Below are 26761 nucleotides of genomic sequence, written 5' to 3' on the forward strand. Positions count from 1 at the left end.
AGCCGGCCCGCGCCGGCCCGGCGCCACGCCCGCGCGCCGCCAGCTGGCCGCCGCGCCCGGCCTGCGCACCGGCTGACCCCGGCCACGCCAGGCTTTCCGATTCCCCCTCCATCCCAGAATCCCATGCGCATAACAACCGCCATCCCCCTGCTGCTGCTGGCCATGGGCGCGTCCGCGGCCCAGGCCGAGGTCGTCATGATCGTCTCGGCGCGCGCAAGCCAGGCGCCGTCCGTCGAACGGGTCTGCCAGGTCTTCCTCGGCAAGCTCAAGAGCCCGCTCCCGATCAACCTGATGGACAAGAACCCGACCCGGGACGCGTTCTACAGCAATGCCTGCAAGAAGGATCCGGCCCAGGTGCGGGCGATCTGGGGCAAGCTCATTTTCACGGGCACCGGCACTCCGCCGCGCGAGGTCGAGAGCGGCGAGGCGATGCGCAAGGCGGTCGCGGACGACCCGGCCAGCGTCGGCTACCTCGACAGGGAAGACGTCGACGCGTCGGTCAAGATCATCGCCACCTTCAACTAAAAAACACGAGCGCCCAATGAAAAAACTCACCGTTGCCATCCTGCTGGCAAGCGCCGGCGCGGCCAGCGCCGCCGACGGCCTGACCGTGTCCGGCTTCGCCACCGTCGCCGGCGGCAAGGCCTTCGACGGCTACACCGGGGACTTTCTCGAATTCAAGTGCCCCTGCTTCATCGGCAACTACGAGCACGGCGCGACGTACGAGAAAGACCGCTTCAGCCTCGACCAGGAGTCGCTCGCGGGCCTGCAGCTCAAGTATCAATTCTCGCCAAAGTTGTCGGGCACGGTGCAGGTGGTCGCGCGCTCCTCCTAAAACTTCAAGCCCGACGTCGACTGGGCCTACCTGTCCTACCAGCTTACCCCCGATGTGACGGTGCAGGTCGGCCGGCGCCGGCTGCCGATCTACGCCTATTCGGACATCGTCTACGTCGGCTAGACGCTGCCGTGGGTGCGCGTGCCGCAGGACATCTACGGATGGGAGATCGGTGCATATAACGGCGCCAACGTGTCCTACAGCACCAGCGTGGGGAGCTGGGCGCTCACCGGCAACCTGTTCGCCGGCCAGGAGAAGAGCGAGGACAACATCGAGCTGCGCAAGATCTACTACGGGTTCCGGGTCGACGACGCGTTGAGGAAGATCGTGGGCGGCTACCTCGACGCCTCGAACGACATCTTCGGCGCGCGCCTGATGTACATGCAGAACACGATGGACCAGACCTACCATCCGCCGGGCGAGGATGTGTATGCGGAGCTGGGCGTGCGCCAGCGCATCATCGGCCTGTCGGCGAGCATGGACTACAAAAACTGGCTGGTGCGCGCCGAGGCCAACACCTTCATGCGCCCCGCGCTCGACTTCAAATCGTCGAGATGGACCGCGTCGGTCGGCTACCGCTGGGGCGAGTTCACGCCGCTGGTCGGCTATTCGGCCTACACCGAGCGGCTCACGCCCGGCTACACCGAGACCCAGATCGACAGCACCCGCTTCGCCGCCGTGCGCTGGGACTTCCGCAAGAACATGGACCTCAAGCTGCAGTTCGATTCGGTGATCGACCACAGCGCCTACAGTTTCACGCACAACGCGAAGATGCTGAGCGTGTCGCTCGATGTCATCTTCTAAGTTGCGAATTTAAATAGGGACAGAGTCGAGCCCGCTTTTTGACGGCCTTGGATTAAATGGGGACAGAGTCAGGGGTTTTCGGTAGAATCCATGGTTCCACCGACCATCCCGACCCGCCATGGCCCGCCTGCCCCGACTCGTCCTGCCGAACCAGCCCCACCACGTGATCCAGCGCGGCAACGACCGTCAGCTGATTTTCCGCGACGACGAGGACCACCAGCGCTTTCTGGCCTGGCTCAGGGAGAGCGCCAAGGAGTTCAAGGTCGCGATCCACGCCTACGTGCTGATGGGCAACCACCTGCATTTGCTGGCCTCGCCATCGGACCAGAACGGGCTGGCCCAGATGATGCAACGCGTCGGGCGCTACTACGTTCCGTGGTTCAACCACAAGCACGGCCGGGTGGGCAGCCTGTTCCAGGGGCGCTTCAAGACCTCGCTGGTCGACGCCGAGCGCTATTTTCTGGTCTGCAGCCGCTACATCGAACTCAACCCGGTGCGCGCGCGGCTGGTGGCGGATCCGCGCGACTATCCCTGGTCGAGCTACCGGCACCACGCGGGGATGCAGCCCGATCCGCTGGTGACCGACCACGCCTTGTTCTGGGCGCTGGGCAACACGCCGTTCCAGCGCGAGGCGGCCTACACCGAACTGGCCGGGCGCGCGCTCGGCGCCGGGGAGCTGGCGCGCATCAACCAGGCCGTGCTCAAGGGTTGGCCGCTCGGATCCGACGCCTTCAAGCAGGATTTGCAACAAAAAATGAAGCGCCAGGTGCTTCCCGCGAAACGCGGCAGGCCCGCGAAAACACCCCCGACACCACCCGAAGACGCCCGCTAGGGCGTTTTTCCCGCCCCTCCCAGCCCTACCTCCTTCCCGTATTTTCATATTGGCAATGCGGCTTGCGTTGCCGTGATTGACTCTGTCCCCATTTAATTTTGCGGCTGATTAAATTGCATTTAATTCGACTCTGACCCTAATTGTTTTGGTTGTGGTTTCTGCTGCGTTGCACTATTCTCGTGATTCGACCTCAAAAAAGCTGTGGAGAACTCATGATTGCCCAAGGTTTGTACGACCCATCCAATGAACACGATGCCTGCGGCGTCGGCTTCATCGCCCACATCAAGGGCAACAAGAGCCACTCGATCATCGAACAGGGTCTCCTGATCCTCAAGAACCTCGACCACCGCGGCGCCGTCGGCGCCGACAAGCTCATGGGCGACGGCGCCGGCATCCTGATCCAGGTGCCCGACCAGTTCTTCCGCGACGAGATGACGAAACAGGGCGTCGAACTGCCGCCGCCGGGCGAATATGGGGTCGGCATGGTGTTCCTGCCCAAGGAGCACGCCTCGCGCATCGCCTGCGAGCAGGAGATCGAGCGCGCCGTGCGCATCGAGGGCCAGGTCGTGCTCGGCTGGCGCAACGTGCCGATCGACTGCGACATGCCGATGTCGCCCACCGTGCGCGACAAGGAGCCCGTGATCCGCCAGATCTTCATCGGCCGCGGTCCCGACATCATGGTCACCGACGCGCTCGAGCGCAAACTGTATGTGATCCGTAAGTCGTCGGGCCACGCGATCCAGGCCCTCAAACTGCTTCACGGCAAGGAATTTTTCGTGCCGTCGATGTCGGCGCGCACCATCGTCTACAAGGGCCTGCTGCTGGCCGACCAGGTCGGCGTGTATTACAAGGACCTGCAGGACGCGCGCTGCGTCTCGGCGCTGGCGCTGGTGCACCAGCGTTTCTCGACCAACACCTTCCCCGAGTGGCCGCTGGCCCACCCGTACCGCCTGATCGCCCACAACGGCGAGATCAACACCGTCAAGGGCAACTTCAACTGGATGCGCGCGCGCGAGGGCGTGATGAAGTCGGCCGTGCTCGGCGACGACCTGCAGAAATTGTTTCCGCTCATCTACGAGGGCCAGTCCGACACGGCCTGCTTCGACAACGCGCTCGAGCTGCTGCTCATGGCCGGCTATCCGATCGCCCAGGCCATGATGATGATGATCCCCGAGGCGTGGGAGAACCACACCACGATGGACGACAACCGGCGCGCCTTCTACGAATACCACGCGGCCATGATGGAGCCGTGGGACGGCCCGGCCGCGATGGCCTTCACCGACGGGCGCCACATCGGCGGCACGCTCGACCGCAACGGCCTGCGCCCGGCGCGCTACATCGTCACCGACGACGACCTCGTGGTCATGGCCTCGGAGTCGGGCGTGCTGCCGATCCCCGAGTCCAAGATCATCCAGAAGTGGCGTTTGCAGCCGGGCAAGATGTTCCTAATCGACCTCGAGGCCGGCCGCATCATCGACGACAAGGAGCTCAAGGACACCTATTCGAACGCCAAGCCGTACAAGGCGTGGATCAACTCGGTGCGCATCAAACTGAACGAAATCAAGCTCTCGGAGAGCCAGCTCGCCTACAACCGCGCCAAGGACGGCGCGGCCCAGGGCGAGAAGAAGATGGCCTCGGTGCTCGACCGCCAGCAGGCGTTCGGCTACACCCAGGAGGACCTCAAGTTCCTGATGGCGCCGATGGCCCTGCTCGGCGAGGAGGCGACCGGCTCGATGGGCAACGATTCGCCGCTGGCCGTCATGTCGAACAAGCTCAAGCCGCTCTACAATTACTTCAAGCAATTGTTCGCCCAGGTCACCAACCCGCCGATCGACCCGATCCGCGAGGCGATGGTCATGTCGCTCGTGTCCTTCATCGGCCCCAAGCCGAACCTGCTCGACACCAACAACGTCAACCCGCCGATGCGGCTCGAGGTCTCGCAGCCGATCCTCGGCTTCGACGACATGGCGCGCGTGCGCAACATCAGCGCGCACACCGGCGGCAAGTTCAAGGCCTACGAGCTCAACATCTGCTACCCGGTCGCCTGGGGCAAGGAGGGCATCGAGGCCTCGCTCGCCTCGCTGTGCGCCGAGGCGGTCGACGCCGTCAAGTCGGGCCACAACATCCTGATCGTGTCGGACCGCAACCTGTCGATCGACCAGGTCGCCATCCCGGCCCTGCTGGCAACGTCCGCCGTGCACCAGCACCTGGTTGGGCGCGGCCTGCGCGCCTCGACCGGCCTCGTCGTCGAGACCGGCTCGGCGCGCGAGACCCACCATTTCGCGCTGCTGGCCGGCTACGGCGCCGAGGCGGTCCATCCCTACCTGGCGATGGAGACCCTGATCGAATTGGCCCAGGGTATGACGGGCGACCTGTCGGGCGAGACCGCGATCTACAACTACACCAAGGCGGTCGGCAAGGGCCTCATGAAGGTCATGTCCAAGATGGGCATCTCGACCTACATGTCGTATTGCGGCGCCCAGATCTTCGAGGTCATCGGCCTGAACAAGTCGCTGGTCGACAAGTATTTCCGCGGCACGGCCTCGAACGTCGAGGGCATCGGCGTGTTCGAGGTCGCCGAGGAGGCGCTGCGCCTGCACACCCTCGCCTTCGGCGCCGACCCGGTGCTGGCCGACGCGCTCGACAGCGGCGGCGAGTACGCCTTCCGGGTGCGCGGCGAGGACCACATGTGGACCCCGGACGCGATCGCCAAGCTGCAGCATTCGACCCGCAGCAACAATTTCTCGAGCTACAAGGAATACGCGCAGATCATCAACGACCAGAGCCGCCGCCACCTGACGCTGCGCGGCCTGTTCGAATTCAAGCTCGACCCGGCCAAGGCGATCCCGCTCGACGAGGTCGAGCCGGCCAAGGAGATCGTCAAGCGCTTCGCCACCGGCGCCATGTCGCTCGGCTCGATCAGCACCGAGGCCCACGCCACGCTGGCGATCGCCATGAACCGGATCGGCGGCAAGTCCAACACCGGCGAGGGCGGCGAGGATCCGGCGCGCTACCAGCAGGAGCTCAAGGGCATCCCGATCGTGCAGGGCCAGACCATGGCCTCGGTCATCGGCGCCTCGCGCGTGGCGGTCGACATCCCGCTGCAGGCGGGCGACTCGCTGCGCTCGCGCATCAAGCAGGTCGCCTCGGGCCGCTTCGGCGTCACCGCCGAGTACCTCAACTCGGCCGACCAGATCCAGATCAAGATGGCGCAGGGCGCCAAGCCGGGCGAGGGCGGGCAGCTGCCGGGCCACAAGGTGTCGGAATACATCGCCAGCCTGCGCTTCTCGGTGCCGGGCGTGGGGTTGATCTCGCCGCCGCCGCACCACGACATCTATTCGATCGAGGACCTCGCGCAACTGATCCACGACCTTAAAAACGCCAATCCGCGCGCCTCGATCTCGGTCAAGCTGGTCTCGGAGGTCGGCATCGGCACCGTCGCCGCGGGCGTGACCAAGGCCAAGGCCGACCATCTGGTGGTCGCCGGGCACGACGGCGGCACGGGCGCCTCGCCCCTGTCGTCGGTCAAGCACGCCGGCACCCCGTGGGAGCTGGGCCTGGCCGAAACCCAGCAGACGCTGGTGCTCAACGGCTTGCGCAGCCGGATCCGGGTCCAGGCCGACGGCCAGATGAAGACCGGGCGCGACGTCGTCATCGCCGCCATGCTCGGCGCCGACGAGATCGGTTTCGCGACCGCGCCGCTGGTGGTCGAGGGTTGCATCATGATGCGCAAGTGCCACCTCAACACCTGCCCGGTGGGCGTGGCAACGCAGGACCCCATTTTGCGCGCCAAGTTCTCGGGCAAGCCCGAGTACGTCGTCAACTATTTCTTCTTCGTCGCCGAAGAGGCGCGCCAGCTCATGGCGCAGCTCGGCATACGCAGCTACGACGAGCTGATCGGCCGCGCCGACCTGCTCGACAAGTCGAAGGCGATCTCGCACTGGAAGGCCAGCGGCCTCGATTTTTCGAACATCTTCTACCAGCCGCAGGTCGCCCCGGGCACCCGCGTCCACCATTGCGAGGAGCAGGAGCACGGCCTCGAGATGGCGCTCGACCACAAGCTGATCGCGCAGGCCAAGGCGGCGCTCGAAAAGGGCGAGCGCGTCTCGTTCATCTCGCCCGTGCGCAACCGCAACCGCACCGTCGGCACCATGCTCTCGGGCGAGGTCGCCAAGCGCTACGGCCACGCCGGCCTGCCCGACGACACCATCCACATCCAGCTGCAGGGCACGGCGGGCCAGTCGGCCGCCGCCTTCCTGGCCGCCGGCATCACGCTCGACCTGGTCGGCGAGGGCAACGACTATGTCGGCAAGGGCCTGTCGGGCGGGCGCATCATCGTGCGGCCCAACACCGAGTTCCGCGGCTGGGCGGTCGACAACATCATCGTCGGCAACACCGTGCTGTACGGCGCGATCTCGGGCGAGGCCTTCTTCAACGGCGTCGCCGGCGAACGCTTCGCGGTGCGCAATTCGGGCGCGACGGCGATCGTCGAGGGTTGCGGCGACCACGGTTGCGAGTACATGACCGGCGGCACCGTCGTGGTGCTGGGCGCGACCGGGCGCAACTTCGCGGCCGGCATGTCGGGCGGCGTGGCCTATGTCTACGATCCGCTGGGCGACTTCGAGTCGCGCTGCAACATGACGATGGTCAACCTCGAGCGCGTGGTCAGCAGCAAGGAGCAGCTTGACCGCTGCAACTGGCACAGCCAGGCGCGCGGCTGCGAGCCCGAGTGCGACGAGGTGATCCTCAAGCGCCTGATCGAACGCCACTTCAAGCACACCGGCAGCACGCGCGCGCGCAACCTGCTCGACGACTGGGCCGCCGGACGCGCCAAGTTCGTCAAGGTGTTCCCGACCGAATACAAGCGCGCGCTCGAGGAGCTGCACAACAGCAGCATGGAAGAAGCCGCCGAGCAGATCGCCGCTTGAAGCGCGTTACACGTCCAGGCAATCGCGCCAGCCACGCCGTCCCGCTTCCGCGGGGACGCCGTGGCGGGGTGTGGGTAAAAAATAATTAAAGGAAATATCGTGGGTAAAATCACCGGCTTCATGGAATTCAAGCGCCAGGACGAGGCGTATCTGGCACCCGAGGCGCGCCTGAAGAACTACAAGGAATTCGTGCTGCACCTGTCCGACGCGCAGGCCAAGGTGCAGGGCGCGCGCTGCATGGATTGCGGCATTCCGTTTTGTAACACAGGCTGCCCCGTCAACAACATCATCCCCGACTGGAACGACCTGGTCTACCACGGGCATTACCGCGCCGCGCTCGACAACCTGCACTCGACCAACAACTTCCCCGAGTTCACGGGCCGCGTGTGTCCGGCGCCGTGCGAGTCGGCGTGCACCCTGGGCATCAACGACGATCCGGTCGGCATCAAGTCGATCGAGCACAAGATCATCGACACGGGCTGGGAGCACGGCTGGGTGGTGCCGCAGCCGCCGGCCTCGCTCACGGGCAAGAAGGTCGCGGTGGTCGGTTCCGGCCCGGCCGGCCTGGCCGCCGCCCAGCAACTGGCGCGCGTCGGCCACGCCGTCACGGTGTTCGAAAAGAGCGACCGCCTGGGCGGCCTGCTGCGCTACGGCATCCCCGATTTCAAGATGGAAAAATCGCACATCGACCTGCGCATCAAGCAGATGGAGGCCGAGGGCGTGGTCTTCCGCACCAGCGTGTTGGTGGGCAAGGACTTCCCGGCCAGCGTCAACAACTGGGCCAAGGAGACCATCTTCCCCGAGGACCTCGAGAAGGAATTCGACGCCGTCATCATCGCCGGCGGCGCCGAGCAGCCGCGCGACCTGCCGGTGCCCGGGCGCGAGCTCAAGGGCGTGCATTTCGCGATGGACTTTTTGCCGCTGCAAAACAAGGTCAACGCAGGCGACAAGGTCAAGGACCAGATCAAGGCGGGCGGCAAGCACGTGATCGTGATCGGCGGCGGCGACACCGGCTCCGACTGCGTCGGCACCTCGAACCGGCACGGCGCGGCCTCGGTCGCCCAGTTCGAACTGATGCCGCAGCCGCCCGAGCGGGAGGACAAGATGCTGGTCTGGCCGTACTGGCCGACCAAGCTGCGCACCTCGTCCTCGCACGAGGAGGGCTGCGAGCGCGACTGGGCGGTCGCGACCAAGCGCTTCGAGGGCAAGGGCGGCAAGGTCGACAAGCTGGTCGCCTGCCGCGTTGAGTGGAAGGACGGCAAGATGGTCGAGGTGGCCGGCTCCGAATTCGAGATGAAGGCCGACCTGGTGCTGCTGGCGATGGGCTTCGTGTCGCCGGTGCCGCAGGTGCTCGACGCCTTCGGGGTCGAGAAGGATGGCCGCGGCAACGCCCGCGCCAGCACCGACGGCGAGGGCTGCTACGCGACCTCGGTGCCGAAGGTGTTCGCCGCCGGCGACATGCGGCGCGGCCAGTCGCTCGTGGTCTGGGCCATCCGCGAGGGGCGCCAGTGCGCGCGCGCGGTCGACGAATTCCTGATGGGATCGTCGGTGCTGCCGCGCTGAATCCGGGCCGAAATGTAAATATCGAAAGATATTGAACGATGGGTTCGCGGCGGCCCCCGCCGCGGCCCTTGCTGCACCCGCAGCAAAGTTGCCAATCAGAAATGATTCACTGGGCAATCTTTCGACTTTTCCTTCAAAAACAAGCACTTAGGCTTCGAAATAGCTGACCCGTGGGTTAGTAGTGTTGTATTCCCGCGTCGCCGCGCCGTCCGCAATCGGGCGCCCGCGAGCGGGGATTGCCCATTCTGCATTACAATACGGCATTCCCAAAAATGAGTACCACCTTGCCAAATCTTGTCGAAATCCGCGATCTGCACTTTTCCTACGGAGACCGTTCGATCCTGTCGAACCTGCGCATGGACTTCCCGCGCGGTAAAGTCATCGCCGTCATGGGCGGCTCGGGTTGCGGCAAGACGACGGTGCTGCGCCTGATCGGCGGCCAGATCCGCCCGCAACAAGGCCAGGTCAGCGTCGCCGGCGAGGTCGTCCACGCGCTCGACACCGACAACCTGTACCGCCTGCGCCGCAAGATGGGCATGCTGTTCCAGTTCGGCGCCCTGTTCACCGACCTGTCCGTGTTCGAGAACGTCGCCTTCCCGCTGCGCGAGCACACCGACCTGTCCGAAGAGTTGATCCACGACTTGGTGCTCATGAAGCTGCACGCGGTGGGCCTGCGCAACGCGGCCATGCTCAAGCCGGCCGAGATATCGGGCGGCATGGCGCGCCGGGTCGCGGTCGCGCGCGCCGTCGCGCTCGACCCGGAACTGATCATGTACGACGAGCCGTTCGCCGGCCTCGACCCGATCTCGATGGGCGTCACCGCCAACCTGATCCGCAAGCTCAACGACGCGCTCGGCTCGACCTCGATCCTGGTCTCGCACGACGTACACGAGTGCTTCGCGATCGCCGACCACGTGTACTTCATGTCGGCTGGCAAAATCGTGGCCGAGGGCACGCCGGCCGAGCTGCGCGTCTCGGCCGACCCCTACGTCAGGCAGTTCGTCAACGCCGAGGCCGACGGCCCGGTGCCGTTCCATTATCCGGGCAGGTCGCTCGCCGACGACCTCGGCCTGGGGGCGAGCGCATGATGGTGCTCAACATCCCCGCCGCGGTCGGGCAATGGGTGCGCGAGTCGCTCGCCAGCCTCGGCTACGCCACGCGCTCGTTCCTCAACCTGCTGCGCCTGTCGCCGGGCGCGATGCGCCGGCCCGGCCTCATCGCCGAGCAGATCCATTTCCTCGGCAATTATTCGCTCGTCATCATCGCCGTCTCCGGCCTGTTCGTCGGCATGGTGCTCGGCCTGCAGGGTTACTACACGCTGAGCCTGTACGGCGCCGAGATGAAACTCGGCCAGGTCGTCACGCTGTCGCTGGTGCGCGAGCTCGGCCCGGTGGTCACGGCCCTGCTGTTCGCCGGCCGCGCGGGCACCTCGCTGACCGCGCAGATTGGGCTGATGAAGGCGACCGAGCAATTGTCCGCCATCGAGATGATGGCCATCAACCCCGTCCAGCGCGTGCTCGCGCCCCGCTTCTGGGCCGGCGTGATCGCCATGCCGGTGCTCGCCGCCGTGTTCAGCGCCGTCGGCGTGCTCGGCGGTTATCTGGTCGGGGTGCAGCTGATCGGGGTCGACGAGGGCGCGTTCTGGTCGCAGATGCAGGCCGGCGTCGACGTGCGCGAGGACGTCGTCAACGGCGTCATCAAGAGTTTCGTGTTCGGCATCGCGGTCACCTTCACGGCGCTGTTCCAGGGTTACGAGGCGAAGCCGACCCCGGAGGACGTCTCGCGCGCGACCACGCGCACCGTCGTGATAGCGTCGCTGTTGGTGTGGGGGCTCGATTTCGTGCTCACCGCCCTGATGTTCAATAAATAAGCGCTGTCCAACATACAAGCGTCGTTCAACAGATAAGCAACGGGCCGCCCCCTCGGCGGTCCAAAACAAGGGTTAGGAAACAATCATGCATCGTAAAACCGTAGACGTCTGGGTCGGCCTGTTTGTGCTGCTCGGCCTGGCCGCCCTCCTGTTCCTGGCCCTGCAGGCCGGCAACATGAGCTCCCTGTCGTTCGGCAAGACCTACGCCATCTCGGGCAAGTTCGACAACATCGGCGGCCTCAAGCCGCAGGCGCCCGTCAAGAGCGCCGGCGTGGTCGTCGGCCGGGTCGGCGCGATCGGCTTCGACAGCACCACCTTCCAGGCCGTCGTCACCCTCGACATCGAGGAGGGCTACAAGTTCCCGAAAGACAGCTCGCTCAAAATCCTGACCGCCGGCCTGCTCGGCGAGCAGTACATCGGCATCGAACCCGGCGGCGACATGGCCAACCTGGCCGCCGGCGACAAAATCATGCGCACCCAATCGGCCACCGTGCTCGAGGACCTGATCAACCAGTTCATCTACAGCAAGGCCGCCGAAGGAAAGGAAACACCAAAATGAACCAGATGAACCAGATGAACAAGATGAACAAGATGAACAAGATGAACAAAACCCGCTCCCCCTGGCGCGCGCTGGCCCTGGTCCTCGGCGCCAGCCTGGCGCTCGGTGGCTGCGCCACCTCGTCCAATCCCAAGGACCCCCTCGAGAAATTCAACCGCTCGATGTTCACCTTCAACGACGGCGTCGACCGGGTCGTCCTCAAGCCGGCCGCGACCGCCTACAAGGAAGTGCTCCCGGGCTTCATGCAAACGGGCGTGTCCAACTTCTTCGGCAACCTGTCCGACGTCTGGACCGGCGCCAACAACCTGATGCAGGGCAAGGGCGCGGCCGGCATGTCCGACCTGACCCGCGTCGCGCTCAACAGCACCTTCGGCCTCGGCGGCCTGCTCGACATCGCCTCCGAAGCGGGTTTGCAAAAGCACAACGAAGATTTCGGCCAGACCCTCGGTTACTGGGGTGTGCCTTCGGGACCGTACGTGATGCTGCCGATCTTCGGGCCGTCGACCGTGCGCGACACGGCCGTGATGCGGATCGACGTGATGGCCGACCCGTGGGCCTACGTCTACCCGGTCAACGTGCGCAACGTCGGCACCGCCGTGCGCGCGGTCGAGCAGCGCGCCGCCGTGCTCGACGCGTCCAATCTGATGGAGGAGGCCGCCCTCGACCGCTACCAATTCATCCGTGACGGCTATCTGCAGCGCCGTCAAAGCAAGATATTCGACGGTGAGGGCTCGCGCAAGGAATTGCGCGCCCAGGACAAGCTCGAGGCGGCCGCCGACAAGGCCGCGGACGCCGCGCCGGCCGTGGCCAAGGCGGTCGACAAGGACCTGCCGTCCGACGCGGCCGCCATCCGCGCGGCCTATGCCGACGACCCGGAGCCGGCCGCCGCCGCACCTGCCGCGCCCGCTGTTTCGGCGCCCGTGTCATCCGAAACACCGGTCAAGTAGTTAACGTAGTACCGCCTCCGCCGTAGAGCGGTGCGGAACTGCCAGAAACACAACCTTTTCAGCAAAGAGATTATGAAACTAATTAAACAACTCATCCTTGCCAGCGCCACCCTGGCACTCGCCGCCAGCGCCAACGCCAGCGCCAACGGCGCCGCCGCGCCGGCCGCGCGCGCCTCCGCCAGCGCCGAGGCGCCCGACGCCCTCGTCAAGCGCATCAGCCTCGACGTCATCGAGTCCGCCAAGGCCGACAAGCAAATCCAGGCCGGCGATCAAAAGCGCGTCATGGACCTGGTCGAGACCAAGATCCTGCCGTACGTCGATTTCAACCGCATGACGCAGCTCGCGGCCGGGCGCCACTGGCGCAGCGCCACCCCCGAGCAAAAAAAGGCGCTGGCGCGCGAGTTCCGCACCCTGCTGATCTTTACCTACTCGGGCGCGCTGTCCCAGATCAAAAACCAGAGCGTCGAGTTCCGCCCCATGAACGCCCAGCCAGGCGACCAGGAGGTCGAGGTGCGTTCGCAGGTGGTGCAGCCGCGCGGCGAGCCGATCATGCTCAACTACCGCCTCGCCAAAACCCCGGCCGGCTGGAAGATCTTCGACATCAACGTGCTCGGCGCGTGGCTGGTCGAGACCTACAAGGGCAACTTCAACGCCGGCATCAGCAAGGGCGGCTTCGACGGCTTGATCAAGTCGATGGCCGAGCGCAACGCCGCGCTGGCCGCCAAGTCGGGCAAGTAAGCACATGGCCGACACCAGCACGCTGCAGCCGATCGAGACCCTGACGGTCCAGACCGCCCGTGCGGCGATGGAGCGGGGCCTGGCCGCCATCAAGGCCGGCCAGACCGTGTTCGACCTCGGCAGCGTGAAACAGGCCGATTCCTCGGCCGTGGCGGTGCTGCTGGCATGGCAGCGGGCCGCCCGCAAGGGCGGCTCGGCGCTGTCGTTCGTCAACCTTCCCGCCGGGCTGACCAGCCTGGCCGCGCTCTACGGCGTCGACGCATTCCTCGTGGCCACGCCCGCAAACCTGCGGCACCATTGATCCCGTCCTGATCCGGCAAGCCTGGCGGGGCCCGCGCGGCCCCCTTCGCCGCCATCCCCCAGCGTGGAATGTATTTCCTACGCGACTCTGCCAACGCGGATTTCCCCTATAATTGAACGTTTCCCCGCATGGGGACGCACGCTTTGCCGCCGTTGGAAAGCCAATGCTGTATAGACAATATTCATTACGGTTCACGCATGCCAGCAATTGAAATCCAACACGTCGAGAAAAGCTACAAGGCGCTCAAGGCCCTGGACGGCGTTTCGCTGCGCATCGGGCAGGGCGAGTTCTTCGGCCTGCTCGGCCCCAACGGGGCCGGCAAGACCACGCTGATCTCGATCATCGCCGGCCTGATCCGCGCGGATGCGGGCAGCGTGAAAATCCACGGCCACGACGTCATCGCCGACTTCCGCGCGGCGCGCCAAAAGCTCGGCGTGGTGCCGCAGGAACTCGTGTTCGACCCCTTCTTCACGGTGCGCGAAACGCTGCGCCTGCAGTCGGGCTATTTCGGCCTCAAGAACAACGACAAGTGGATCGACGAGGTCATGCACAACCTCGACCTGAGCAACAAGGCCGACGTCAACATGCGCGCGCTGTCGGGCGGCATGAAGCGGCGCGTGCTCGTGGCCCAGGCGCTGGTGCACAAGCCGCCCGTGATCGTGCTCGACGAGCCGACCGCCGGGGTCGACGTCGAACTGCGCCAGACCCTGTGGAAGTTCATCGCGCGCCTGAACCGCGAAGGCCACACCGTGGTGCTCACCACCCACTACCTCGAGGAGGCGCAGGCCATGTGCCAGCGCGTGGCCATGCTCAAGGGCGGCCGCGTGGTCGCGCTCGACACCATGTCGGCGCTGATCCGGCGCATCTCGGGCTCGCAGCTCATCGTGCACCTGGCCAGCGGCAGCCTGCCCGACGAACTGCGCCACCTGATCGCGCACGACGAGCCGCCGGAGGAGCCGCGCGGCGACGGCGCGCCCGCGCCCGGCCTCAAATACAGCCTGCGCGTGAACGACTACAGCGAGGTCGAGGGCATCCTCGCGCGCCTGCGCCTGTCGGGCGCCGTGATCGACGAGATGCAATTGCAGCAGGCCGACCTCGAGGACATCTTTTTGCAGATCATGGACGGGGACGCGGCATGAGCATGTTCTCGGTGGGCTTCCAAACCCTGTTCTACAAGGAAACGCTGCGCTTTTACAAGGTCGCCACCCAGACCGTGGCCGCGCCGGTGCTCACGGCGATGCTGTACCTGCTCATCTTCGGGCACGTGCTCAAGGGAACGGTGCCGCGCTATCCGGGGGTGAGCTACATCGCCTTCCTGATCCCGGGACTGGTCATGATGAGCGTGCTGCAGAACGCCTTCGCCAACGCGTCGTCCTCGCTGATCCAGTCCAAGATCACCGGCAACCTCGTGTTCATCCTGCTGCCGCCGCTGTCGCACTGGGAGATCCTGTCGGCCTACGTGCTGGCCTCGGTGTTGCGCGCGCTGGTCGTCGGCGGCTGCGTGTTCGGCATCACGGTCTGGTTCGCCGACCTCGCCTTCGTGGCGCCGCTGTGGATCTTCGCGTTCGCGCTGCTGGGCGCGGCGATCCTCGGCACGCTGGGCGTGATCTGCGGCGTGTGGGCCGAGAAATTCGACCAGCTCGCCGCGTTCCAGAATTTTTTGATCATGCCGGCCACCTTCCTGTCGGGCGTGTTTTATTCGATACACTCGCTGCCGCCCGTGTGGCAAACCGTATCACATTTCAATCCGTTCTTTTACATGATCGACGGCTTCCGGCACGGCTTCTTCGGCACCTCCGACGTCTCGCCGTGGACCAGCCTGGCCGTCGTCTCGGCCTTCTTCGCGCTGCTCGCGGCGACGGCCATCAACCTGCTCAGCCGCGGCTACAAGCTGCGCCACTAAACCACACCATCAAACGACACCATCGGGGAACACCATGGCCACCACACCAGAACTGATTCACAGCTATATCACCGCCGGACTCGAATGCACCCACCTCGAGGTGGACGGCGACGGCCAGCATTTCAACGCCCTGATCGTCTCGCCCGCGTTCGCGGGCAAGCGCCCGATCCAGCGCCACCAGCTGGTGTACGCGGCCCTCGGCGACCGCATGCGCGAGGAGATCCACGCGCTGTCGATGAAGACCCTCACCCCCGAAGAATACCAAGGCTAATCCCAAGGCCAACAAAGACAAGACAAGAAAAGAAAAGGAAACGACATGGACAAGCTTCAGATCGTCGGCGGCAAACGCCTCAAAGGAAAAATCGCCATCTCCGGCGCCAAAAACGCGGCGCTGCCGATCCTGTGCGCGGGCCTGCTGACGGCCGGCGACCTCGAGCTGACCAACGTGCCCGGCCTGCACGACGTCAAGACCATGCTGACCCTGCTCGGGCAGACCGGTCTCAAGGTGAGCCGCGACGGCGAGCGCGTCACCCTCAACGGCGGCGCCATCGACAAGCTCGAGGCCCCCTACGAGATGGTCAAGACCATGCGCGCCTCGATCCTCGTGCTCGGCCCGCTGCTGGCGCGCTTCGGCGAGGCCAAGGTCTCGCTGCCGGGCGGCTGCGCGATCGGTTCGCGCCCGGTCGACCAGCACATCAAGGGCCTGCAGGCGCTCGGCGCCGAGATCACGATCGAGGGCGGCTACATCTACGCCAAGTGCAAAAAACTGCGCGGCACCCGCATCGTGACCGACATGATCACCGTCACCGGCACCGAGAACCTGCTGATGGCGGCCACCCTGGCCGAGGGCGAGACCGTGCTCGAGAACGCCGCGCGCGAACCCGAGGTGACCGACCTGGCCAACCTGCTCGTGGCCATGGGCGCCAAGATCGAGGGCATCGGCACCGACCGCCTGACGATCCAGGGCGTGCCCGAGCTGCACGGCGCCAGCCACGCGGTCATCGCCGACCGCATCGAGACCGCCACCTTCCTGTGCGCGGTGGCGGCCACCGGCGGCGACATTTTGCTCACCAACACCCGCTGCGACATCCTCGACGTGGCGCTCGACAAGCTGCGCGAGGTCGGCCTGATCATGACCGCCGCAGGTGATTCGATCCGCGCGCAGATGGGCGGGCGTCCCAAGCCGGTGAGCTTCCGCACCACCGAATACCCGGGTTTCCCGACCGACATGCAGGCCCAGTTCATGGCCGTCAACACGATCGCCGGCGGCACCAGCCGCGTCACCGAGACCATTTTCGAGAACCGCTTCATGCACGTGCAGGAGATGAACCGGCTCGGCGCCTCGATACAGATCGAGGGCAACACCGCCTTCATCCGCGGCGTCGACAAGCTCGTCGGCGCGCCCGTGATGGCGACCGACCTGCGCGCCTCGGCCTCGCTGGTGATCGCGGCCATGGCGGCCCAGGGCCAGACCGTCATCGAGCGCATCTACCACCTCGACCGCGGCTACGACCGCATGGAAGTCAAACTCTCGGCGGTGGGCGCCGACATCGTCCGCATCAAATAAAGCGATAAGAACAAAAACATGAGTGCATTTAGCCGACCGGACAATTCCCAGCTCATTCTCGCGCTGTCGAAGGGCCGCATCTTCGAGGACACCCTGCCGCTGCTCGAGGCCGCGGGCATCAGCGTCACCGAAAACCCCGAGACCTCGCGCAAGCTGATCCTGGCCACCAACGACCCGGACGTGCGCGTGATCATCGTGCGCGCCTCCGACGTGCCGACCTACGTCCAGCACGGGGCGGCCGACTTCGGCGTGGCCGGCAAGGACGTGCTGCTCGAGCACGGCGGCGAGGGCCTGTACCAGCCGATCGACCTCAACATCGCGCGCTGCCGCATGTCGGTCGCGGTCAAGGCCGGCTTCGACTACGAGAACGCGGTGCGCCACGGCGCCCGCCTGCGCGTGGCCACCAAGTTCGTCCAGACCGCGCGCGAGCACTTCGCCGCCAAGGGCGTGCACGTCGACTTGATCAAGCTGTACGGCTCGATGGAGCTCGCGCCCCTGGTCGGCCTGTCCGACGCCATCGTCGACCTGGTCTCGACCGGCAGCACGCTGCGCGCCAACAACCTGGTCGAGGTCGAGCAGATCATGGAGATCTCCTCGCGCCTGGTGGTCAACCAGGCCGCGCTCAAGCTCAAGCGCGCGCGCCTGCAACCGATCCTCGAGGCCTTCGAACGCGCCTCGGCCCCGCAAAGTTAACTTGGAAAAGAACCACGCCATGCCGCTCCAGATCGCCAAACTCGACTCCGCCCAGCCCGACTTCAAGCGGCGCCTGTCCGCCCTGCTCGCCTTCGAGGCGACCACCGACGAATCGATCGACAGCGCGGTGGCGGCCATTTTGCACGACGTCAAAGCGCGCGGCGACGCCGCCGTGCTCGAGTACACCAACCGCTTCGACCGCATTCCAGGCGGCGCCGCCGGCATGGCCGCGTTCGACGTGCCCCAAAGCGAACTCGACGCCGCGCTGGCCGGCCTGCCCGCGGCCCAGCGCGGCGCGCTCGAGACGGCGGCGGCGCGCGTGCGCGTGTTCCACCAGCGCCAAAAGGAGGAGCTGCGCGACTTCAGCTTCACCGAGGCCGACGGCACCGTGCTGGGCCAGCGCGTCACGCCGCTCGACCGGGTCGGCATCTACGTCCCCGGCGGCAAGGCCACCTATCCCTCGTCGGTGCTGATGAACGCGATCCCGGCCCAGGTGGCCGGGGTGAAAGAGATCATCATGGTCGTGCCCACGCCCGACGGCGTGAAGAACCAGATGGTGCTCGCCGCCGCCGCCATCGCCGGGGTCACGCGCGTGATCACCATCGGCGGCGCGCAGGCGGTCGGCGCGCTGGCCTACGGCACCGAGACCATCGCCGCGGTCGACAAGATCGTCGGGCCCGGCAACGCCTACGTGGCCGCGGCCAAGCGGCGCGTGTTCGGCACCGTCGGCATCGACATGATCGCAGGGCCGTCCGAGATTTTGATCCTGTGCGACGGCAGCACCGATCCCGACTGGGTCGCGATGGACCTGTTCTCGCAGGCCGAGCACGACGAGCTGGCGCAGTCGATCCTGCTGTGCCCGGACGCCGCGTACATCGCGCGCGTCGAGGAGTCGCTCAACCGCCTGCTGCCGGGCATGACGCGGCGCGACATCATCCGCGTCTCGCTGGGCGGGCGCGGCGCGCTGGTCAAGGTGCGCGACATGCTTGAGGCGTGCGAGATCGCCAACACGATCGCGCCCGAACACCTCGAGATCTCGGCCGAGAACCCGCGGCGCTGGGCCGACCTGGTGCGCCACGCTGGCGCGATCTTCCTCGGGCGCTTCTCTTCCGAGTCGCTGGGCGACTACTGCTGCGGCCCCAACCACGTGCTGCCGACCTCGCGCACGGCGCGCTTCTCGTCGCCGCTGGGCGTGTACGACTTCCAGAAGCGCTCGTCGATGCTGCACGTGTCGGAGGCCGGCGCCCAGACGCTGGGCAAGGTCGCGGCCGTGCTGGCCTACGGCGAGGGCCTGCAGGCGCACGCGCGCAGCGCCGAATTGCGCGTCAAGGGCGCGGCCGGGAACGCGCAATGAGCGACTGGCTCAACCAGGTCTTCTGCGAGGACGCGCTGAGCGGGCTGGCGCGCATCCCCGACGCCTCGGTCGACCTGATCCTGACCGACCCGCCCTACAACCTGGGCAAGGACTACGGCAACGACTCGGACCAGCGAAGCGTGGCCGACTACCTGGCCTGGACCGAGCAGTGGATCGACACGGCGCTGCCCAAGCTGACCGCCAACGGCAGCCTGTACATCTTTCTGACCTGGCGCTTCTCGCCCGAGATCTTCGTCATGCTCAAGAAGCGCCTGACGATGATGAACGAGATCATCTGGGACCGGCGGGTGCCGTCGATGGGCGGCAGCGTGCGCAGCTTCACCTCGGTGCACGACACGGTCGGTTTTTTCGTCAAGCGCAAGGACTACTACTTCGACCTCGACGCGATCCGCATCCCGTACGACGCCGAGACCAAAAAGGCGCGCTCGCGCTCGATCTTCGTGGGCGCCAAGTGGCTCGAGCTGGGCTACAACCCGAAGGACCTGTGGAGCGTGTCGCGCCTGCACCGCGAGCACCCGGAGCGGGCCGACCATCCGACCCAAAAACCGCTCGAGATCATCGAGCGCATCGTCAAGGCCTCGTGCCCGCCGGGCGGGGTGGTGCTCGACCCGTTCCTCGGCAGCGGCACCACGGCGGTCGCGGCCAAACGTTGCGGGCGCAATTACGTCGGCTTCGAGCTGAACCCCGACTACTGCGCCGTGATCGAACAACGGCTCGTCGCGGTCGACAACCCGGCCCGGCCGTATGTGCGCCCGAAGGTCGAGAAACGCCCGCGCGCGTCCAAAAAGGCCGCGCCCGCTGCCGGCGGGGCGGTCGAGCAGGGCGAGAATTTCGAGCTCATTTAAGCAAAACGATTGATGAAAAAAACGGCACCGGAGAGCCCAGCACACATGTCCTTTCTCGAAAACCTGATCAGCAACACCATCCGCCCCGACGTGCGCGCGGTGGGCAACTACCACATCGCCGACGCGAGCGGCTTCATCAAGCTCGACTCGATGGAAAACCCGTACCCGCTGCCCGACCATCTGCGCGCCGAGCTCGGCGCGCGGCTGGCCGACGCGGTGCTCAACCGCTACCCGGTCGCCGCCTACGGCACGCTCAAGCAAAAGATCTGCGCCAGGCTCGGCGTGCCTGACGGTTACAGCGTGATCCTCGGCAACGGCTCCGACGAACTCATCTCGATCATCGCGATGGCCACCGCGCGCCAGGACCGGCGCGCCGTGATCATGGCGCCGGTGCCGGCGTTCGTGATGTTCGCGCGCTCGGCCCAGTTCGCGGGCGCCGATTTCGTCGGCGTGCCGCTCAGGGCCGACTTCACGCTCGACCTGCCGGCCATGCTCGCCGCGATCGCCGAGCACAAGCCGTCGGTGGTGTTCCTGGCCTACCCCAACAACCCGACCGGCAACCTGTACGACGCGGCCGACATGGTCGCGGTCATCGAGGCGCTCGGCGAGACCGGCATCGCGGTCGTCGACGAGGCCTACGAGCCGTTCGCGCGCACCAGCTTCATGCCGCGCCTGCCCGAATTTCCCAACCTGGTGGTCATGCGCACGCTGTCCAAGCTCGGCCTGGCCGGCATCCGGCTCGGCTACATGGCGGCCGCGCCGGCGCTGCTCGAGCAATTCGACAAGGTGCGCCCGCCGTACAACGTCAATGTGCTGACCCAGGTCGCGGCCGAATTCGCGCTCGACCATGTCGAGGTGCTCAACGCGCAGGCCGCCCTGCTCAACGCCGCGCGCACCGCGCTGGCGGCGCGCCTGGCCGAGCTGCCCGGGGTCGAGGTGTTTCCGTCGGCGGCGAATTTTCTTCTGATCCGGGTGCCCGATTCCGACTATGCATGCGCGAAACTATTCGCCCACAAGGTATTAATCAAAAATATGGGTAAAATGCATAGCCTGCTTGCCGATTGCATCCGCGTCACGGTCAGCACGCCGGAAGAAAACTCAGCATTCCTCGACGCCCTTGAGGCCTCGTTGCCGTCGTATTAATCAGCGCACCCACAGACCACGTCCATGACCCGCACCGCACAAATCACGCGCAACACCAACGAGACGCAGATCCGCGTCGCGATCAACCTCGACGGCACCGGCCAGCAAAAGCTCAACACCGGCGTGCCCTTCCTCGACCACATGCTCGACCAGATCGCGCGCCACGGCTTGATCGACCTCGACATCGAATGCGTGGGCGACCTGCACATCGACGCCCACCACACGGTCGAGGACACCGGCATCACGCTCGGCATGGCGGTGGCGCAGGCGATCGGCGACAAGAAGGGCATCCGCCGCTACGGCCACGCCTACGTGCCGCTCGACGAGGCGCTCTCGCGCGTGGTGATCGACTTCTCCGGCCGTCCGGGGCTCGAGATGCACGTGCCCTGGAAGCGCGCCATGATCGGCAATTTCGACGTCGACCTCGCGCACGAATTCTTCCAGGGTTTCGTCAACCACGCGCTGGTGTCGCTGCACATCGACAACCTGCGCGGCGAGAACGCCCACCACCAGTGCGAAACCGTGTTCAAGGCCTTCGGCCGCGCGCTGCGCATGGCCGCCGAACTCGACGCCCGCGCCGCCGGCACCATCCCCTCGACCAAAGGCTGCCTGTAAACATGAACGGGACCGTATGAACAAGATCGTCGTCGTCGACTATGGCATGGGCAATCTGCGCTCGGTGGCGCAGGCGCTGCGCGCGGTCGCGCCCGAGGCCGATGTGCTGATCTCGGGCGAGGTCCAAGACATCGACAGCGCCGACCGCATCGTGCTGCCGGGCCAGGGCGCGATGCGCGACTGCATGCGCAGCCTGCGCGAGTCCGGGGTCCAGGACGCCCTGCTGCGCGCCGCCAAAACGCGCCCCATCATGGGCGTGTGCGTGGGCGAGCAGATGTTGTTCGACATCAGCGAAGAGGGCGACACCCCCGGCCTCGGCCTGTTGCCGGGCAAGGTCGTGCGTTTCCAGCTCGAGGGCCGGCTGCAGGCCGACGGCTCGCGCTTCAAGGTGCCGCAAATGGGCTGGAACCGGGTGCGCCAGGTGCGCCCGCACGCGCTGTGGGAGGGCATCGCCGACGACGCCTACTTCTATTTCGTGCACAGCTTCTACGCCAAGCCGGCGGACCCCGCGCACAGCATCGGCGAGACCGACTACGGCGACGATTTTTGCAGCGCGGTCGCGCGCGAGAACATCTTCGCGACCCAGTTCCATCCCGAGAAAAGCGCGGCCGCCGGTCTGCGCCTGTACCGCAATTTTGTGCACTGGCAGCCCTGAGCCGTCCCCTCCGACCCCCGATTTCCACCCACCCACCCAACCAGACGACAACCACCATGCTGCTCATTCCCGCCATCGACCTGAAAGACGGTCACTGCGTCCGCCTCCAACAAGGCGATATGGAACTTGCCACCGTTTTCTCCGAAGACCCCGCCGACATGGCGCTGCACTGGCTTAAAAAGGGCGCGCGCCGCCTGCACCTGGTGGACCTGAACGGCGCCTTCGCCGGCAAGCCCAAAAACGAGGCCGCGATCAAGGCGATCCTGAAGGTGGTGCAGGAGTACGCGCTCGACAACGACATCGACGAGATCCCCGTGCAGCTCGGCGGCGGCATCCGCGACCTCGACACGATCGAGCGCTACCTCGACGCCGGCATCAGCTACGTCATCATCGGCACCGCCGCGGTCAAAAGCCCGGGGTTTTTGCACGACGCCTGCGGCGCCTTCCCGGGCCACATCATCGTCGGCCTCGACGCCAAGGACGGCAAGGTCGCCACCGACGGCTGGAGCAAGATGTCGGGCCACGAGGTCATCGACCTGGCCAAAAAATTCGAGGCCTACGGGGTCGAGTCCATCATCTACACCGACATCGGGCGCGACGGCATGATGGGCGGCGTCAACATCGAGGCCACCGTCAAGCTCGCGCAGGCGGTCAAGATCCCCGTGATCGCCTCCGGCGGCGTGCACAACATCAAAGACGTCGAGGACCTGTGCGCGGTGCAGGAGGAGGGCATCGAGGGCGTCATCTGCGGCCGCTCGATCTACGAGGGCACGCTCGACCTGGCCTCGGCCCAGTTGCGCGCCGACGAACTGACCGACGGCGAGTAGGCCGAACCCATGCTCGCAAAACGCATCATTCCCTGCCTTGACGTGACCGACGGGCGCGTCGTCAAGGGCGTCAACTTCACCGAGCTGCGCGACGCCGGCGACCCGGTCGAGATCGCGCGCCGCTACGACGAACAGGGCGCCGACGAGATCACCTTCCTCGACATCACCGCCTCGAGCGACGGCCGCGACCTCATTTTGCACATCATCGAGGCGGTCGCCTCGACCGTGTTCATCCCGCTCACCGTCGGTGGCGGCGTGCGCCAGGTGGCCGACGTGCGGCGCCTGCTCAACGCCGGCGCCGACAAGGTCAGCATGAACACCTCGGCCGTGACCAACCCCGAGCTGGTGTTCGAGGCCTCGCAAAAGCACGGCTCGCAATGCATCGTCGTCGCGATCGACGCCAAGCGGACCGCGCCCGGCAAGTGGGAGGTGTTCACCCACGGCGGGCGCCGCGCCACCGGGCTCGACGCGGTCGAATGGGCGCGCAAGATGGCGTCGCTCGGCGCCGGCGAGATCCTGCTCACCAGCATGGACCGCGACGGCACCAAGGTCGGCTTCGACCTTGGCCTCACGCGCGCCGTCTCCGACGCGGTCGGCATCCCCGTGATCGCCTCGGGCGGCGTGGGCGGCCTGCAGGACCTGGCCGACGGCATTCTCAAGGGCCACGCCGACGCGGTGCTGGCGGCCAGCATCTTCCACTACGGGCAGCACACGGTGCAGGAGGCCAAGCGCTTCATGGCCGCGCAGGGCATTCCGATGCGCCTGGACTGATGCCCGCCCACGTTTTGAGACAAGGATCCCGGCATGGTTAATGAGACTGGAAATGCGCAGACCGGCAATGCGCCGAGCGCGGGCAACGCCAAGTGGCTGCTCAAGGTGAACTGGGACGAGAACGGCCTGGTGCCGGTCATCGCCCAGGAGGCCGGCACCAAGGACGTGCTCATGTTCGCCTGGATGAACCGCGACGCGCTCGCCAAAACGGTGGAGCTCGGCGAAGCCGTCTACTGGAGCCGCTCGCGCCGCAAGCTGTGGCACAAGGGCGAGGAGTCGGGCCACATCCAGAAGGTGCGCGAGATCCGCTTCGACTGCGACGAGGACGTCATTTTGCTCACCATCGAGCAGACCGGCGGCATCGCCTGCCACACCGGGCGCCACTCGTGCTTTTACCAAAAATTCGAGGGCGACGCCGCCAGCGGCGACTGGGTCGAGGCCGACCCGGTGCTGCGCGACCCGTCCACTTTCTACACCCCCAAGACCAAGAAGACCCCATGAGCGCCACACTGGCCCGGCTGGCCGCGATCATCGAATCGCGCAAGTTAGAGAACGGCGGCGACCCGGCCACCTCGTACGTGTCGCGCCTGTTCGCCAAGGGCGACGACGCCATCCTCAAAAAAATCGGCGAGGAGGCGACCGAGACCGTGATGGCCGCCAAGGACGCGCGCGTCGACGGCGACGCCTCCAAGGTATTGTACGAATGCGCCGACCTGTGGTTCCATTCGCTCGTGATGCTGGCCCAGTTCGGCCTGACGCCGCAGCAGGTGCTCGACGAGCTGGCGCGGCGCGAGGGCGTCTCCGGCATCGAAGAAAAAGCCGCCCGCAAGGACGCGCTGCGCGACGCCGCCGAAAACGACAAACACTGAATCGGAGTTGAGCATGTCAGATTGCCTGTTCTGCAAAATCGCCGCGAAACAAATCCCGGCCACGATCGTCCACGAGGACGAGGACCTGCTGGCCTTCAAGGACATCAATCCGGCCGCGCCCGTGCACCTGCTCGTCATCCCCAAGCTGCATGTGGCGACCCTGTCCGACTGCGACGCCAGCCACACCGCGCTGCTGGGCAAGATGCTGGCGCTGGCGCCGAGGCTGGCGGCCGAGCATGGCTGCGCCGTGGGCTACGACGCCGACGGCACGCCCGGGGGCGGCTACAAGACGCTCATCAATAGCGGCCCCGACGGCGGTCAGGAGGTGTACCATCTGCACCTGCATATGTACGGCGGGCCGCGGCCGTGGCGCGGCCCGCGGTAGATCGGCGTTGCCGGCGCGGCGTATCGGCCGCACGTCGCCGGCACATCGCGTATACTGTGCTTGACAACAGGTTGGAGCTGCGGCTTTGGCCGCAATCGAGGCAATTTCGAGGCATTTGACGAATTCGCGGGCGCCCCGGCGCTGCAAGGAGAAATAGTATGGGTGGAACTAGCTGGATTCATTGGGTCATCGTGCTGGTGGTTGTCATTCTGATCTTTGGCACCAAAAAACTCGGCAACATGGGTGGCGACATCGGCAAGGCCGTCAAGGGCTTCAAAGACGGCATCAAGGGCGAGGACGATAAAAACGTGCCGCCCGCGCGCACCGAGGAACTGGGCGATAAATCCACCATCGACGTCGACACGAAAGAGAAAACAAGGCACTGATGCCCGCGCGCCGCGTGCGCCCGGACAGCTGCCTTGACATTCAATGATCGACCTCGGACTCACCAAAATCGCCATCATCGGCGTCGTGGCACTCGTCGTGATCGGCCCTGAAAAGCTGCCCAAGGTGGCGCGCATGGTCGGGACCCTGTACGGGCGCGCGCAGCGCTACCTGCACGACATCAAATCGGAGGTCAGCCGCGAGATCGAGCTCGAGGAGTTGCGCGAGCTGAAAAAAGAGGTGCAGGACAGCGCGCAGTCGATCCGGCAGGAGGTCGAACAGTCGCTCGGCCAGCATGTCGAGGACGTCGACGACGACGCGGCGGCGGCGGCCTGGCGCGGCAGCTTCACGCCAAAGGCGAGCATGTCCGACCTCGAGCGCAAGGCGCGCGACTTCCGGCGCAAAAAACTGTCGCGCAATTCGGCGGTGCCGGGCTGGTACAAGCAGCGCCACGGTGGCAAGACGCATATCATCTCCGGTGCCGCGCGCGTGCGCAAACACCGTCCCCGCGCCACCTCCACCTCGACGTTTTTTTAACCTGCTCTTCTAAATGACAGACAAAGCCCCCGTCGAAGAGACCTTCATCTCGCACCTGATCGAGCTGCGCAACCGCGTCATGCGCGCCGTGATCGGCGTGGCGGTCATATGCGCGGCCCTGATGTTCTTCCCGGGCCCGACCGCGATCTTCAACTACGTGGCCGCGCCGATGGTCAACGCCCTGCCGGCCGGCTCGAGCATGATCGCCACGGGCGTCATTTCGCCGTTCATGGTGCCGATGAAGGTCGCGTTGGTGGTCTCGTTCATCATCGCGCTGCCGTGGGTGTTTTACCAGCTGTGGGCGTTCATCGCGCCCGGCCTGTACACCCACGAAAAGCGGCTGGTGCTGCCGCTGGTGGTCTCTTCGTCGCTGCTGTTCATGGCGGGCGTCGCGTTCTGCTATTTTTTCGTGTTCAACCGCGTGTTCAGCTTCATCGGCGCCATCGCGCCGGCCTCGATCGCGGTCATGCCCGACATCGAGAACTACCTCGATTTCGTCATGTCGATGTGCCTCGCCTTCGGCGCGACCTTCGAGGTGCCGGTGGTCGTGGTGATCCTGGTACGCATGGGCATCGTCAGCATCGAGAAATTCAAGGAGGTGCGGCGCTACGCCTTTGTGGGCGCGTTCGTGATCGCCGCCATCGTGACCCCGCCCGACGCCGTGAGCATGCTGTCGCTGGCGATCCCGATGTGCCTGTTGTTCGAGCTCGGCATCCTGATCGCTCCGATGTTCGTCAAGGCGACCCAGGCGCCGGAAGAACCGGCCTAGTCCGCCCTTGCCGCCGACCGCCATGCCGGCCGGCAGCCCCCACCGC

Annotated in this window: 30 protein-coding genes; all 30 read left to right on the forward strand. The window is 65.9% G+C overall.

Features of this window, described 5'->3' with window-relative positions; translation table 11 throughout:
* The first annotated feature begins 123 nt into the window (after positions 1–123).
* The 30 genes from C7C56_RS24995 to tatC all read left to right on the forward strand — a co-directional run bounded on the left by C7C56_RS24995 (position 124) and on the right by tatC (position 26715).
* Positions 124–525 (forward strand): hypothetical protein, encoded by a 402-nt coding sequence (locus C7C56_RS24995; RefSeq protein ID WP_106760064.1) that lies wholly within the window; start codon positions 124–126, stop codon positions 523–525.
* Between the two features lie 16 nt (positions 526–541).
* Complete coding sequence (locus C7C56_RS25000; RefSeq protein WP_106760065.1) at positions 542–835, forward strand: hypothetical protein; 294 nt, start codon at positions 542–544, stop codon at positions 833–835.
* 192 nt (positions 836–1027) lie between these two features.
* Positions 1028–1639 carry a hypothetical protein gene (locus C7C56_RS25005; RefSeq protein WP_146204636.1) on the forward strand — a complete coding sequence of 204 codons (612 nt, stop codon included), beginning with the start codon at positions 1028–1030 and terminating at the stop codon, positions 1637–1639.
* A gap of 118 nt (positions 1640–1757) precedes the next feature.
* Positions 1758–2471: a transposase gene (locus C7C56_RS25010; protein ID WP_106760067.1), complete on the forward strand. Its 714-nt coding sequence runs from the start codon at positions 1758–1760 to the stop codon at positions 2469–2471.
* A 212-nt stretch (positions 2472–2683) separates the two neighbouring features.
* Positions 2684–7399 carry a glutamate synthase-related protein gene (locus C7C56_RS25015; RefSeq protein ID WP_106760068.1) on the forward strand — a complete coding sequence of 1572 codons (4716 nt, stop codon included), beginning with the start codon at positions 2684–2686 and terminating at the stop codon, positions 7397–7399.
* 99 nt (positions 7400–7498) lie between these two features.
* A complete protein-coding gene (locus C7C56_RS25020) occupies positions 7499–8962 on the forward strand; it encodes a glutamate synthase subunit beta (RefSeq protein WP_106760069.1) in 1464 nt (487 codons plus the stop codon).
* 284 nt (positions 8963–9246) lie between these two features.
* Positions 9247–10050 carry an ABC transporter ATP-binding protein gene (locus C7C56_RS25025; protein ID WP_106760121.1) on the forward strand — a complete coding sequence of 268 codons (804 nt, stop codon included), beginning with the start codon at positions 9247–9249 and terminating at the stop codon, positions 10048–10050.
* Positions 10050–10832, forward strand: coding sequence for a lipid asymmetry maintenance ABC transporter permease subunit MlaE (gene mlaE / locus C7C56_RS25030; RefSeq protein ID WP_106760122.1), 783 nt, complete (start codon positions 10050–10052; stop codon positions 10830–10832). The genes C7C56_RS25025 and mlaE overlap by 1 nt, the downstream gene beginning before the upstream one ends.
* Positions 10833–10917: 85 nt before the next feature.
* Positions 10918–11391, forward strand: coding sequence for an outer membrane lipid asymmetry maintenance protein MlaD (mlaD, locus tag C7C56_RS25035; RefSeq protein ID WP_106760070.1), 474 nt, complete (start codon positions 10918–10920; stop codon positions 11389–11391).
* Between the two features lie 5 nt (positions 11392–11396).
* The gene (locus C7C56_RS25040) at positions 11397–12338 is read left to right on the forward strand and encodes an MlaA family lipoprotein (RefSeq protein WP_370660245.1); all 942 of its coding nucleotides are present in this window, start codon (positions 11397–11399) and stop codon (positions 12336–12338) included.
* A gap of 72 nt (positions 12339–12410) precedes the next feature.
* The gene (locus C7C56_RS25045) at positions 12411–13076 is read left to right on the forward strand and encodes an MlaC/ttg2D family ABC transporter substrate-binding protein (RefSeq protein WP_106760071.1); all 666 of its coding nucleotides are present in this window, start codon (positions 12411–12413) and stop codon (positions 13074–13076) included.
* 4 nt (positions 13077–13080) lie between these two features.
* Positions 13081–13377 (forward strand): STAS domain-containing protein, encoded by a 297-nt coding sequence (locus C7C56_RS25050; RefSeq protein WP_106760072.1) that lies wholly within the window; start codon positions 13081–13083, stop codon positions 13375–13377.
* A 197-nt stretch (positions 13378–13574) separates the two neighbouring features.
* Positions 13575–14516 carry an ABC transporter ATP-binding protein gene (locus C7C56_RS25055; protein ID WP_106760073.1) on the forward strand — a complete coding sequence of 314 codons (942 nt, stop codon included), beginning with the start codon at positions 13575–13577 and terminating at the stop codon, positions 14514–14516.
* The gene (locus tag C7C56_RS25060; protein ID WP_181373346.1) at positions 14513–15280 is read left to right on the forward strand and encodes an ABC transporter permease; all 768 of its coding nucleotides are present in this window, start codon (positions 14513–14515) and stop codon (positions 15278–15280) included. Before C7C56_RS25055 ends, C7C56_RS25060 begins: the two co-directional genes overlap by 4 nt.
* Before the next feature lie 34 nt (positions 15281–15314).
* A complete protein-coding gene (locus tag C7C56_RS25065) occupies positions 15315–15551 on the forward strand; it encodes a BolA family protein (protein WP_106760074.1) in 237 nt (78 codons plus the stop codon).
* Positions 15552–15596: 45 nt separating this feature from the next.
* Positions 15597–16847, forward strand: a complete 1251-nt coding sequence (gene murA / locus C7C56_RS25070) for a UDP-N-acetylglucosamine 1-carboxyvinyltransferase (RefSeq protein ID WP_106760075.1) — start codon at positions 15597–15599, stop codon at positions 16845–16847.
* 18 nt (positions 16848–16865) lie between these two features.
* Complete coding sequence (gene hisG / locus C7C56_RS25075; RefSeq protein WP_106760076.1) at positions 16866–17540, forward strand: ATP phosphoribosyltransferase; 675 nt, start codon at positions 16866–16868, stop codon at positions 17538–17540.
* Positions 17541–17559: 19 nt separating this feature from the next.
* Positions 17560–18894 (forward strand): histidinol dehydrogenase, encoded by a 1335-nt coding sequence (hisD, locus tag C7C56_RS25080; protein WP_106760125.1) that lies wholly within the window; start codon positions 17560–17562, stop codon positions 18892–18894.
* Complete coding sequence (locus C7C56_RS25085; RefSeq protein WP_106760077.1) at positions 18891–19760, forward strand: DNA-methyltransferase; 870 nt, start codon at positions 18891–18893, stop codon at positions 19758–19760. The genes hisD and C7C56_RS25085 overlap by 4 nt, the downstream gene beginning before the upstream one ends.
* Positions 19761–19805: 45 nt before the next feature.
* Positions 19806–20903 (forward strand): histidinol-phosphate transaminase, encoded by a 1098-nt coding sequence (gene hisC / locus C7C56_RS25090; RefSeq protein ID WP_106760078.1) that lies wholly within the window; start codon positions 19806–19808, stop codon positions 20901–20903.
* Positions 20904–20927: 24 nt separating this feature from the next.
* On the forward strand, positions 20928–21518 hold the full coding sequence (gene hisB / locus C7C56_RS25095) for an imidazoleglycerol-phosphate dehydratase HisB (RefSeq protein WP_106760079.1): 591 nt from the start codon (positions 20928–20930) through the stop codon (positions 21516–21518).
* 16 nt (positions 21519–21534) lie between these two features.
* Positions 21535–22173 carry an imidazole glycerol phosphate synthase subunit HisH gene (hisH, locus tag C7C56_RS25100; protein ID WP_106760080.1) on the forward strand — a complete coding sequence of 213 codons (639 nt, stop codon included), beginning with the start codon at positions 21535–21537 and terminating at the stop codon, positions 22171–22173.
* A 56-nt stretch (positions 22174–22229) separates the two neighbouring features.
* The gene (gene hisA, locus C7C56_RS25105) at positions 22230–23000 is read left to right on the forward strand and encodes a 1-(5-phosphoribosyl)-5-[(5-phosphoribosylamino)methylideneamino]imidazole-4-carboxamide isomerase (protein ID WP_106760081.1); all 771 of its coding nucleotides are present in this window, start codon (positions 22230–22232) and stop codon (positions 22998–23000) included.
* A 9-nt stretch (positions 23001–23009) separates the two neighbouring features.
* A complete protein-coding gene (gene hisF, locus C7C56_RS25110) occupies positions 23010–23771 on the forward strand; it encodes an imidazole glycerol phosphate synthase subunit HisF (RefSeq protein WP_106760082.1) in 762 nt (253 codons plus the stop codon).
* A 33-nt stretch (positions 23772–23804) separates the two neighbouring features.
* A complete protein-coding gene (gene hisI / locus C7C56_RS25115) occupies positions 23805–24272 on the forward strand; it encodes a phosphoribosyl-AMP cyclohydrolase (RefSeq protein ID WP_106760083.1) in 468 nt (155 codons plus the stop codon).
* Entirely contained in the window at positions 24269–24640 is a 372-nt protein-coding gene (locus tag C7C56_RS25120; protein WP_106760084.1) for a phosphoribosyl-ATP diphosphatase, read from the forward strand. Before hisI ends, C7C56_RS25120 begins: the two co-directional genes overlap by 4 nt.
* 13 nt (positions 24641–24653) lie before the next feature.
* Complete coding sequence (locus C7C56_RS25125; RefSeq protein WP_106760126.1) at positions 24654–25025, forward strand: histidine triad nucleotide-binding protein; 372 nt, start codon at positions 24654–24656, stop codon at positions 25023–25025.
* Positions 25026–25183: 158 nt separating this feature from the next.
* Positions 25184–25411 carry a Sec-independent protein translocase subunit TatA gene (tatA, locus tag C7C56_RS25130; RefSeq protein ID WP_106760085.1) on the forward strand — a complete coding sequence of 76 codons (228 nt, stop codon included), beginning with the start codon at positions 25184–25186 and terminating at the stop codon, positions 25409–25411.
* 43 nt (positions 25412–25454) lie between these two features.
* Complete coding sequence (gene tatB / locus C7C56_RS25135; protein ID WP_106760086.1) at positions 25455–25946, forward strand: Sec-independent protein translocase protein TatB; 492 nt, start codon at positions 25455–25457, stop codon at positions 25944–25946.
* A 13-nt stretch (positions 25947–25959) separates the two neighbouring features.
* Entirely contained in the window at positions 25960–26715 is a 756-nt protein-coding gene (gene tatC / locus C7C56_RS25140; RefSeq protein ID WP_106760087.1) for a twin-arginine translocase subunit TatC, read from the forward strand.
* The last annotated feature ends 46 nt before the right edge of the window (positions 26716–26761 follow it).

Origin of the sequence: Massilia glaciei (assembly GCF_003011895.2) — a bacterium.
Lineage (GTDB): Bacteria > Pseudomonadota > Gammaproteobacteria > Burkholderiales > Burkholderiaceae_D > Telluria_A > Telluria_A glaciei.

Coding starts and splice junctions, on each gene's coding strand:
- murA (WP_106760075.1), top strand. CDS start 15,597: ATGGACAAGCTTCAGATCGTCGGCGGCAAACGCCTCAAAGGAAAAATC.
- C7C56_RS25125 (WP_106760126.1), top strand. CDS start 24,654: ATGTCAGATTGCCTGTTCTGCAAAATCGCCGCGAAACAAATCCCGGCC.
- C7C56_RS25085 (WP_106760077.1), top strand. CDS start 18,891: ATGAGCGACTGGCTCAACCAGGTCTTCTGCGAGGACGCGCTGAGCGGG.
- mlaD (WP_106760070.1), top strand. CDS start 10,918: ATGCATCGTAAAACCGTAGACGTCTGGGTCGGCCTGTTTGTGCTGCTC.
- hisB (WP_106760079.1), top strand. CDS start 20,928: ATGACCCGCACCGCACAAATCACGCGCAACACCAACGAGACGCAGATC.
- hisI (WP_106760083.1), top strand. CDS start 23,805: ATGGTTAATGAGACTGGAAATGCGCAGACCGGCAATGCGCCGAGCGCG.
- hisC (WP_106760078.1), top strand. CDS start 19,806: ATGTCCTTTCTCGAAAACCTGATCAGCAACACCATCCGCCCCGACGTG.
- tatC (WP_106760087.1), top strand. CDS start 25,960: ATGACAGACAAAGCCCCCGTCGAAGAGACCTTCATCTCGCACCTGATC.
- hisF (WP_106760082.1), top strand. CDS start 23,010: ATGCTCGCAAAACGCATCATTCCCTGCCTTGACGTGACCGACGGGCGC.
- C7C56_RS25120 (WP_106760084.1), top strand. CDS start 24,269: ATGAGCGCCACACTGGCCCGGCTGGCCGCGATCATCGAATCGCGCAAG.
- C7C56_RS25045 (WP_106760071.1), top strand. CDS start 12,411: ATGAAACTAATTAAACAACTCATCCTTGCCAGCGCCACCCTGGCACTC.
- mlaE (WP_106760122.1), top strand. CDS start 10,050: ATGGTGCTCAACATCCCCGCCGCGGTCGGGCAATGGGTGCGCGAGTCG.
- tatA (WP_106760085.1), top strand. CDS start 25,184: ATGGGTGGAACTAGCTGGATTCATTGGGTCATCGTGCTGGTGGTTGTC.
- C7C56_RS25010 (WP_106760067.1), top strand. CDS start 1,758: ATGGCCCGCCTGCCCCGACTCGTCCTGCCGAACCAGCCCCACCACGTG.
- C7C56_RS25000 (WP_106760065.1), top strand. CDS start 542: ATGAAAAAACTCACCGTTGCCATCCTGCTGGCAAGCGCCGGCGCGGCC.
- hisH (WP_106760080.1), top strand. CDS start 21,535: ATGAACAAGATCGTCGTCGTCGACTATGGCATGGGCAATCTGCGCTCG.
- C7C56_RS25055 (WP_106760073.1), top strand. CDS start 13,575: ATGCCAGCAATTGAAATCCAACACGTCGAGAAAAGCTACAAGGCGCTC.
- hisD (WP_106760125.1), top strand. CDS start 17,560: ATGCCGCTCCAGATCGCCAAACTCGACTCCGCCCAGCCCGACTTCAAG.
- hisG (WP_106760076.1), top strand. CDS start 16,866: ATGAGTGCATTTAGCCGACCGGACAATTCCCAGCTCATTCTCGCGCTG.
- C7C56_RS25060 (WP_181373346.1), top strand. CDS start 14,513: ATGAGCATGTTCTCGGTGGGCTTCCAAACCCTGTTCTACAAGGAAACG.
- C7C56_RS24995 (WP_106760064.1), top strand. CDS start 124: ATGCGCATAACAACCGCCATCCCCCTGCTGCTGCTGGCCATGGGCGCG.
- C7C56_RS25040 (WP_370660245.1), top strand. CDS start 11,397: ATGAACCAGATGAACAAGATGAACAAGATGAACAAGATGAACAAAACC.
- C7C56_RS25015 (WP_106760068.1), top strand. CDS start 2,684: ATGATTGCCCAAGGTTTGTACGACCCATCCAATGAACACGATGCCTGC.
- C7C56_RS25050 (WP_106760072.1), top strand. CDS start 13,081: ATGGCCGACACCAGCACGCTGCAGCCGATCGAGACCCTGACGGTCCAG.
- C7C56_RS25065 (WP_106760074.1), top strand. CDS start 15,315: ATGGCCACCACACCAGAACTGATTCACAGCTATATCACCGCCGGACTC.
- hisA (WP_106760081.1), top strand. CDS start 22,230: ATGCTGCTCATTCCCGCCATCGACCTGAAAGACGGTCACTGCGTCCGC.
- tatB (WP_106760086.1), top strand. CDS start 25,455: ATGATCGACCTCGGACTCACCAAAATCGCCATCATCGGCGTCGTGGCA.